This is a genomic window from Pseudomonas sp. K5002 (assembly GCF_013386655.1).
Lineage (GTDB): Bacteria > Pseudomonadota > Gammaproteobacteria > Pseudomonadales > Pseudomonadaceae > Aquipseudomonas.
This window is the reverse complement of record NZ_JACARK010000523.1, coordinates 1-7,296: the sequence shown is the minus strand read 5'-3', so window position 1 is coordinate 7,296 and position 7,296 is coordinate 1. Positions and strand designations below refer to the sequence as shown.

The following is a 7,296-nucleotide window of genomic DNA, read 5'->3' as shown; positions in this document are numbered from 1 at the left end:
CGCCAAACCACCGGCCGCGGCCCCGGCAACCACTCGGCAGAGGGAAGAATAATGGCCGGTACTCATTCGCGTAACGGCTGGATCGTCTGGCTGACCTTTGCCATCGGCTTGCTGCTCAGCGTTTCGCCGCTGCCGCAATTCATGGAGATCCTGCGCCCGCTGTGGCTCGCCTTGCTGCTGGCGTTCTGGGCCCTGGCGCTGCCGCACAAGGTCGGGATGGTCACGGCCATGTGCCTGGGGCTGATGGAGGATGTGCTCTACGGCACCCTGCTCGGGCAGAACGCGTTGATCCTGACCCTGATTACCTTCCTGGTGCTGTCATTGCAGCAGCGCCTGCGGATGTTCCCGATGTGGCAACAGTGCCTGGTGATCCTGGTGATCTTCGGCCTGGCGCAGTTGGTACAGCTGTGGCTTAGCGCCTTGACCGGCAACCGCCAACCGACCCTGGCGCTGGTGTTGCCCGCGCTGGTCAGCGCGCTGTTGTGGCCCTGGGTCAGTTTTGGCCTGCGTGGATTGCGTCGTCGCTATAAAATCAATTGAATGGATCGCGAGGCTCTGCCTGGTTATCGAACCCTACAGGGAGAGTCTGCATGAATTCGCTTTATCTGGCCTCGGGCTCCCCGAGGCGGCGTGAGCTGCTGACACAGATCGGCGTGCCGTTCACCGTCGTCAGCGCCGCCATTGATGAAACTCCCCTTACAAATGAATCGCCCGCGTCCTACGTAGAACGCCTGGCGCGCGGCAAGGCTGCGGCCGGTCGAGCGACCTTGGCCGATGCCACCGGCGCCTGTGTGCTGGGCGCGGACACAGCCGTGATCCTCGACGGCCGGATCCTCGGTAAACCCGTGGATCAAGCCGACGCCCTGGCCATGTTGCTGGCCCTTTCCGAGCGTGAACACGAAGTCTTGACGGCCATTGCCCTGATTGACGGCCAGCGTTGCGAAACGCAGCTGGTCAGCAGTCGTGTGCGCTTTCGCAGGATTTCAGCGGACGAAGCCACCACTTATTGGCACAGCGGCGAGCCCCAGGACAAAGCGGGCGGCTATGCTATCCAAGGCTTGGCGGCGGTGTTCGTCGCCGGACTCAATGGCAGCTACTCTGCCGTCGTTGGCCTGCCGGTCTGCGAAACCGCAGAACTGCTGGGCCAATTCGGCATACCCTGTTGGCAAAACCTTACCGTGCGCTAAACGCCTTATTCCAGCGCCAAGCCTTAAGCGATCGGTCACTATTGTGAAAACGCCTGAACGAGACCCAGCCATGAGTGAAGAGATTCTGATCAATATCACGCCGATGGAATCGCGCGTGGCGGTGGTAGAGAACGGTGTTCTGCAAGAAGTGCACGTCGAGCGCACCCAAAAGCGCGGGATCGTCGGCAATATTTATAAAGGCAAGGTCGTGCGTGTGTTACCGGGGATGCAAGCGGCGTTCGTCGACATCGGCCTGGACCGCGCTGCGTTTATCCATGCTTCGGAAATCTCCCTGCGCGAAGGCCCGGCGGTCGAAAGCATCAGCGCCCTGGTGCACGAAGGGCAGAGCCTGGTGGTGCAAGTCACCAAGGATCCGATTGGCTCAAAGGGCGCACGCCTGACCACGCAACTGTCGATTCCTTCGCGCTACCTGGTGTACATGCCGCGCACGGCCCACGTCGGTATTTCCCTGAAAATCGAAGATGAAGCCGAGCGCGAGCGCCTGAAAAAGGTGGTCAGTGACTGCGTGGCGCTGGAAGGTATCAAGGAGGCCGGCGGCTTTATCCTGCGTACTGCCGCAGAAGGTGCCGGTGCCGATGAAATCCTCATGGACATCCGCTACCTGCGCCGCCTCTGGGACCAGATCGGCGCGCAGATCAAGACCATTGGCGCCCCCAGCGTGATCTACGAAGACCTCGGCCTGGCCCTGCGCACCTTGCGCGACCTGGTCAGCCCGAAGATCGAGAAAATTCGCATCGACTCGCGGGAAACCTTCCAGCGCACTACGCAATTTGTTGCCGAGCTGATGCCGGAAATCGCCGATCGTCTGGAGCATTACCCGGGCGAGCGGCCGATTTTCGACCTGTATGGCGTCGAAGACGAAATCCAGAAAGCCCTTGAGCGCAAAGTGCCGCTCAAGTCCGGCGGTTACCTGGTGGTGGACCCGGCGGAGGCCATGAGCACTATCGACGTGAATACCGGTGCCTTTGTGGGCCATCGCAACCTCGAAGAAACCATCTTCAAGACCAACCTCGAAGCGGCCACCGCGATCGCCCGCCAGCTGCGCCTGCGCAACCTGGGCGGGATCATCATCATCGACTTCATCGACATGGAAGACGAAGAGCACCAGCGCCAGGTGCTGCGTACCCTGGAGAAGCAACTGGAGCGCGATCACGCCAAGACCAACATCATCGGCATCACCGAGCTGGGCCTGGTGCAGATGACCCGCAAGCGCACCCGCGAAAGCCTCGAGCAAGTGCTGTGCGAGCCGTGCAGCAGTTGCCAGGGGCGCGGTAAGTTGAAGACCCCGGAAACGGTTTGCTACGAGATTTTCCGGGAAATCTTACGGGAGGCACGCGCCTACCAGGCCGAGGGCTATAGAGTCCTGGCTAACCAGAAGGTGGTCGACCGTTTGCTGGATGAAGAATCCGGCAACGTAGCCGAGCTGGAGGGTTTTATCGGGCGCACCATTCGCTTCCAGGTCGAAACCATGTATTCCCAGGAACAATATGACGTGGTGCTGCTCTGATTCGCGTTAGTTCTTATCAACGAGACGGGCAGGCCTTGATCTGCCGTCCGACTATTGCCTTTGAGGGTCGCCTGACATGGAGCGTCTGATACGCTTTTTTGCCGCATTGACCCGCTGGGGCCTCGGCCTGTGCGCCTTGCTGCTGGTATTGGCGGCGGTGTACGTGAGCCTGGGCCGTGAATTGACGCCGTTGGTGGCGGAATACCGTGGCGAAATCGAGGCCAAGGCGCGTATTGCGCTGGATATGCCCGTGAACATCGGCAGCCTGGAAGGGCGCTGGAGTGGCTTCGCGCCGGTATTGTTGGCTCACGACGTGATGGTCGGCGAGGGCAGCAGCGCCCTGCGCCTGGACCAGGTGCAAGTGGTGCCGGATATCTGGGCCAGCCTGCTGGCGCGTGAAGTGCGCATTGCCCACCTGGAAGTCAGCGGCCTGCAAGTCAGCGTGAAGGAAGACCAGGACGGCCACTGGGCGCTGCAAGGCCTGCCGGTGCAGGATGACCAGCCGCTGGATCCCGAACAACTGCTGACGCGCCTGCAAATGGTCGGGCAGGTTTCATTGCTCGACAGCCAGGTGACGCTGCAGCCGTTCGACCAGGCTCCGCTGACCTTGACCTACGTCGGTGTGAGCCTGCAGACCGGCGCCAACCGCCAGCGCCTGGACGCGCGCCTGACCCTGCCCGACGGCCAGCCCCTGGCGTTGAACCTGCGCACCCGAATCCGCGCCAGCCAGTGGAAAGACGGCGAAGCCGAGGCTTACCTGAGCTTGCCCCAGAGTGACTGGGCAAAATGGATCCCGGCAAAACTGACCCAGCAATGGAAACTTACCGAACTCAAGGCCGGCGGCGAATTCTGGCTGACCTGGGCCAAGGGCACCGTGCAAAGCGCCGCCGTGCGCCTCAACGCCCCGCAGCTCAAGGGCAGCTATGCCGATCGCAAGCCGACTCATATTGAGAACCTGGCCCTCACTGCGTACCTGCAACGCAGTGACAGCGGCCTCAAGGTGCTGTTTGACTCGCTCGCAATGAACCTCGGCGACACCCGCTGGGAATCGCGCCTGCAACTGCAGCAAACCCTGGCCACCGACAAGGCCCAGGAAGTCTGGAACCTGCAGGCCGATCGCCTCGACCTGACGCCGATCACGCCATTGCTGCACGCCTTGGCACCCTTGCCGGAAGCCGTGGCCACCACCCTGGATCATCTGAAGGCCACCGGCACGCTGCGGAACGTGTTGCTGGATTATCGGCCTCAAGACACCACCGACCAGCGCGTGAGCTTCGCGGCCAACCTCGACCGTATTGGTTTCGACGCTTACTTCGGCGCACCTGCAGCCCGCAATGTCAGCGGCAGCATCAGCGGTGACCTGGGCAAGGGTGAGCTGCGCATGGACAGCAAGGATTTCTCCTTGCACCTGTTTCCGATCTTCGCCAAGCCCTGGCAGTACATCCAGGCCAACGCCCGCCTGACGTGGAAGCTCGACAAGGAAGGCTTCACCCTGATCGCGCCGTATATCAAGGTGCTGGGCGAGGAGGGCAAGGTCGCCGCCGACTTCCTGATTCGCCTGCATTTCGACCATAGCCAGGAAGACTACATGGACCTGCGGGTCGGTATGGTCGACGGCGATGGCCGCTTCACCCCCAAATACCTGCCGGCGGTGTTGAGCCCGGCGCTCGATGAGTGGCTGCGCACTGCGATTCTCAAGGGGGCAGTGGACGAGGGCTTCTTCCAGTACCAAGGCTCGCTGAACCACGACGCACTGCCTGCCTCGCGCAATATCAGCCTGTTCTTCAAGGTGCATGATGCCGAGCTGGCATTCCAGCCGGGCTGGCCGCACGTGAGCAAGGTCAAGGGTGAAGTGTTTGTCGAGGAAAGCGGCGTGCGCATCCTGGCCAGCAAGGGCCAGTTGCTCGACACCAAGGTCAATGATATCTACGTCAACATTCCCCACGCCCCCGAAGGCAAGGACAGCCACCTGCTGCTCACCGGCAACTTTGCCGGTGGCCTGGGCGATGGCCTGAAAATCCTTCAGGAAGCGCCGATCGGCACCGCCTCGACCTTCGCCGGCTGGAAAGGCGAGGGCGACCTGCAAGGCAAGCTGGACCTGGATATTCCCCTGGCCAAGGGCGCCGATCCCAAGATCGTGGTGGATTTCAAGACCGACAAGTCCCGCCTGCAACTGGCCGAGCCTACGCTGGACCTGAGCCAGCTCAAGGGTGATTTCCGCTTCGACAGCGCCAAGGGCCTGAGTGGCCAGAACATCAGCGCCCAGGCCTTCGACCGACCGATCACCGCGCAGATTTTCGCCGATGGCAAGCCAGGCGACCTCAACACCCGCGTCACCGCGAAAGGGCAGGTGACCGTCAAGCGGCTGACTGACTGGCTGAAGGTCAGCCAGCCGTTGCCGGTGTCCGGCGATATCCCCTACCAATTGCAGCTCAACCTCGATGGCGCCGACAGCCAGTTGATGGTCAGCTCCAACCTCAAGGGCGTGGCCGTGGACCTGCCGGCGCCGTTCGGCATGCCGGCGAGCCAGGGCCGCGACAGTGTGTTCCGCATGACCTTGCAGGGTAAGGAGCGCCGTTACTGGTTCGATTATGGCGAGTTGGGCAGCTTCACCTTCGCCGCCCCGGCGGACAATTTCGCCGACGGTCGTGGCGAGCTGTTCCTGGGAGATGGCGATGCGGTGTTGCCGGCCGGCAAGGGCTTGCGAATCCGCGGCGTGTTGTCGGAGCTGGATATCGACCCCTGGAAAAAGCTCGTGGACCGCTACGCCGGCAACGACCCGGGTGGCAGTGCCAAGCAGTTGTTGAGCGGGGCCGATTTCAAGGTCGGCAAGCTGACCGGTTTCGGCACCCAGTTCGACCAGGTCAGCTTGCAGCTGGACCGCAAACCCGCTGCCTGGGGCTTGCAGTTCGACAGCCAGCAGGCCAAGGGTACCGTGGGGTTGCCGGACGCCAAGGGCGCGCCGATTGCAGTCAACCTGCAGTACGTGAAGCTGCCTGCGGTGGATCCGACCGTGCAGGCGGATGAAAATGCGCCGGACCCATTGGCTGATGTTGATCCCAAGGATATTCCCGCGCTGGATATCTCGATTGCCCAGTTGTTCCAGGGCCCGGACCTGGTAGGTGCCTGGTCTCTGAAAGTTCGTCCGACCACCAGGGGCATGGCGTTCAACAGCCTGAACCTGGGGCTCAAGGGCATGGTGCTCCAGGGCGCCGGCGGTTGGGAAGGTGCACCCGGTGCCAGCAGCAGTTGGTACAAGGGCCGCCTCGATGGCAAGAACATTGGCGACGTGCTCAAGGGCTGGGGATTTGCGCCGAGCGTGACCAGCGAAGATTTTCACGTGGACGTGGACGGCCGCTGGCCGGGTTCGCCGGCCTGGGTAGGTCCCAAGCGTTTCTCCGGCAGCCTGGACGCCAGTTTCCGCAAAGGCCAGTTTGTTGAAGTGGACGGCGGTGCGCAGGCCCTGCGGGTGTTTGGCTTGCTGAACTTCAACTCCATCGGTCGCCGGCTGCGCCTGGACTTCTCGGACTTGCTTGGCAAGGGCTTGAGTTATGACCGGGTCAAGGGCTTGCTGGCCGCCAGTAACGGCGTGTTTGTAACCCGTGAGCCGATCACCATGACGGGCCCGTCGAGTAACCTGGAGATCAACGGCACCCTGGACCTGGTGGCAGACCGCGTCGATGCCAAGTTGCTGGTGACGCTGCCGGTCACCAACAACCTGCCGATTGCTGCATTGATCGTCGGCGCGCCGGCCATTGGCGGGGCGCTGTTCCTGATCGACAAGCTGATTGGCGACCGTGTTTCGCGTTTCGCCAGCGTGCAGTACAAGGTAGAAGGCCCGTGGAAGGACCCGAAAATCACCTTCGACAAGCCATTTGAAAAGCCAAACTGAGTACCTGTGGAGTAGCATGGCCGCATGCCTTTTCTGGAGTGTGGGCCCATGTCCTTTGCGGTAATTCAAATGGTCAGCCAAAGCGATGTGCTGGCCAACCTGGCTCAGGCTCGGCGCCTGCTTGAGCAAGCGGCGGCGGGCGGTGCAAGGCTTGCGGTACTCCCGGAAAACTTCGCCGCCATGGGCCGTCGCGATGTGGCCGATATCGGTCGCGCCGAGGCCTTGGGCGAAGGTCCGATCCTGCCATGGTTGAAACAGACCGCCCGCGACCTCACCTTATGGATAGTGGCCGGCACTTTGCCGCTGCCCCCAAAGGATCAGCCGAACGCCAAGTCCAATGCCTGCTCGCTGCTGATCGATGATCAGGGCGAAATCGTTGCCCGCTACGACAAGCTGCACCTGTTCGATGTCGATGTGGCCGATGCCCGGGGTCGTTATCGTGAATCCGATGACTATGCTCATGGTAGCCAGGTGGTCGTGGCGGATACGCCGGTCGGCCGCCTGGGGCTGACGGTGTGTTACGACTTGCGCTTCCCGGAGCTATACAGCGAATTGCGCGCTGCGGGTGCCGAGTTGATCACCGCGCCCTCGGCCTTTACAGCGGTAACCGGCGCCGCGCACTGGGATGTGCTGATCCGTGCGCGTGCCATCGAGACCCAGTGCTACCTGCTGGCGGCCGCCCAGGGTGG

General features: G+C 62.2%; 5 protein-coding genes. All 5 read left to right on the top strand.

Annotated features, from left to right (window positions below; all coding sequences use genetic code 11):
* The first annotated feature begins 51 nt into the window (after positions 1-51).
* Positions 52-540, top strand: a complete 489-nt coding sequence (gene mreD / locus HX846_RS22380) for a rod shape-determining protein MreD (RefSeq protein WP_003216081.1) — start codon at positions 52-54, stop codon at positions 538-540.
* Positions 541-590: 50 nt separating this feature from the next.
* Positions 591-1,187: a nucleoside triphosphate pyrophosphatase gene (locus tag HX846_RS22375; protein ID WP_003216083.1), complete on the top strand. Its 597-nt coding sequence runs from the start codon at positions 591-593 to the stop codon at positions 1,185-1,187.
* A gap of 70 nt (positions 1,188-1,257) precedes the next feature.
* Positions 1,258-2,715, top strand: coding sequence for a ribonuclease G (gene rng, locus HX846_RS22370; RefSeq protein WP_003216085.1), 1,458 nt, complete (start codon positions 1,258-1,260; stop codon positions 2,713-2,715).
* A 76-nt stretch (positions 2,716-2,791) separates the two neighbouring features.
* Positions 2,792-6,607 (top strand): YhdP family protein, encoded by a 3,816-nt coding sequence (locus HX846_RS22365; RefSeq protein ID WP_177122448.1) that lies wholly within the window; start codon positions 2,792-2,794, stop codon positions 6,605-6,607.
* 48 nt (positions 6,608-6,655) lie between these two features.
* The coding region (locus HX846_RS22360; RefSeq protein WP_178966108.1) for a carbon-nitrogen hydrolase family protein at positions 6,656-7,296 on the top strand (641 nt) is incomplete at its 3' end.